The organism is Flavimobilis rhizosphaerae (genome assembly GCF_014852685.1).
GTDB classification, from domain to species: Bacteria; Actinomycetota; Actinomycetes; order Actinomycetales; family Cellulomonadaceae; genus Flavimobilis; species Flavimobilis rhizosphaerae.
Genome location: NZ_JACZDF010000017.1, coordinates 1 through 2367, shown reverse-complemented (window position 1 = coordinate 2367; position 2367 = coordinate 1). Strand labels below are relative to the sequence as shown.

Below are 2367 nucleotides of genomic sequence, written 5' to 3'. Positions count from 1 at the left end.
AACCAGCCGTGCTCCTGGCGGAACAACTGGCACACCAGAGGTTAGTCCGTCCCGGTCCTCTCGTACTAGGGACAGGTCTTCTCAAATTTCCAACGCGCGCAGCGGATAGGGACCGAACTGTCTCACGACGTTCTAAACCCAGCTCGCGTACCGCTTTAATGGGCGAACAGCCCAACCCTTGGGACCTACTCCAGCCCCAGGATGCGACGAGCCGACATCGAGGTGCCAAACCATGCCGTCGATATGGACTCTTGGGCAAGATCAGCCTGTTATCCCCGGGGTACCTTTTATCCGTTGAGCGACGGCGCTTCCACAAGCCACCGCCGGATCACTAGTTCCGACTTTCGTCCCTGCTCGACCTGTCAGTCTCACAGTCAAGCTCCCTTGTGCACTTGCACTCGACACCTGATTGCCAACCAGGCTGAGGGAACCTTTGAGCGCCTCCGTTACATTTTAGGAGGCAACCGCCCCAGTTAAACTACCCACCAGGCACTGTCCCTGATCCGGATCACGGACCGAGGTTAGGTATCCAGAGCGACCAGAGTGGTATTTCAACGATGACTCCACCGACACTGGCGTGCCGGCTTCACAGTCTCCCACCTATCCTACACAAGCCGCACCGAACACCAATACCAAGCTATAGTAAAGGTCCCGGGGTCTTTCCGTCCTGCTGCGCGTAACGAGCATCTTTACTCGTACTGCAATTTCGCCGAGTTCGCGGTTGAGACAGCGGGGAAGTCGTTACGCCATTCGTGCAGGTCGGAACTTACCCGACAAGGAATTTCGCTACCTTAGGATGGTTATAGTTACCACCGCCGTTTACTGGGGCTTAAATTCTCAGCTTCGCTCCGAAGAGCTAACCGGTCCTCTTAACCTTCCAGCACCGGGCAGGCGTCAGTCCGTATACATCGTCTTGCGACTTCGCACGGACCTGTGTTTTTAGTAAACAGTCGCTTCCCCCTGGTCTCTGCGGCCCTCAAACGCTCCCCTGGCAAGCAGGTTCACGCCTCAGGCCCCCCTTCTCCCGAAGTTACGGGGGCATTTTGCCGAGTTCCTTAACCACGATTCTCTCGTCGCCTTAGTATTCTCTACCTGACCACCTGAGTCGGTTTAGGGTACGGGCGGCTCAAGCCTCGCGCCGAGGTTTTTCTAGGCAGCATAGGATCATCGACTTCCCTTTACGGTCCCCGTCAGCTCTCAGGCACATGAACGGCGGATTTGCCTACCGTTCGCCCTACAGCCTTGGACACGGTCTACCATCGCCGTGCTTCGACTACCTTCCTGCGTCACCCCTCGCGCTGACCTACTACCGGATTGGTTCACGGCCTCACCGGAGCACCGGTCCCCCGAAGGGAACATGGTGCCGGATCGGGCGTTTAGCATCACCGGATTCGATCTTGGCGGCTCTTCGCCGGTACGGGAATATCAACCCGTTGTCCATCGACTACGCCTGTCGGCCTCGCCTTAGGTCCCGACTAACCCAGGGAGGATGAACCTGGCCCTGGAACCCTTGGTCATTCGGCGGACGGGATTCTCACCCGTCATTCGCTACTCATGCCTGCATTCTCACTCGTGTAGGCTCCACCACTGGGTTCCCCCGCGGCTTCAACGCCCACACGACGCTCCCCTACCCATCCACACGCCTGGACCACGAAGGCCTAGCAAATGTGTGAATGCCACAGCTTCGGCGGTGTACTTGAGCCCCGCTACATTGTCGGCGCGGAATCACTTGACCAGTGAGCTATTACGCACTCTTTCAAGGGTGGCTGCTTCTAAGCCAACCTCCTGGTTGTCTGTGCAACTCCACATCCTTTCCCACTTAGCACACGCTTAGGGGCCTTAGCTGGTGGTCTGGGCTGTTTCCCTCTCGACTACGGAGCTTATCCCCCGCAGTCTCACTGCCACGCTCTGGCTTGCCGGCATTCGGAGTTTGGCTGACGTCAGTAACCTGGTGAGGCCCATCGGCCATCCAGTAGCTCTACCTCCGGCAAGGAACGCGTGACGCTGCACCTAAATGCATTTCGGGGAGAACCAGCTATCACGGAGTTTGATTGGCCTTTCACCCCTACCCACAGCTCATCCCCCCAGTTTTCAACCTAGGTGGGTTCGGTCCTCCACGCGGTCTTACCCGCGCTTCAACCTGGCCATGGGTAGATCACTCCGCTTCGGGTCTAGACCCAGCGACTCATGCGCCCTATTCGGACTCGCTTTCGCTACGGCTTCCCCACACGGGTTAACCTCGCCACTGAGCACTAACTCGCAGGCTCATTCTTCAAAAGGCACGCGGTCACCCCTGCTAAGGAGGCTCCCACGGTTTGTAAGCACACGGTTTCAGGTACTATTTCACTCCCCTCCCGGGGTACTTTT

At 57.7% G+C, this 2367-nt stretch carries 1 rRNA gene; it reads right to left on the bottom strand.

The window, feature by feature from the left end:
- A 23S ribosomal RNA gene (locus IGS67_RS13555) occupies nucleotides 1–2367 on the bottom strand; the annotation flags it as partial.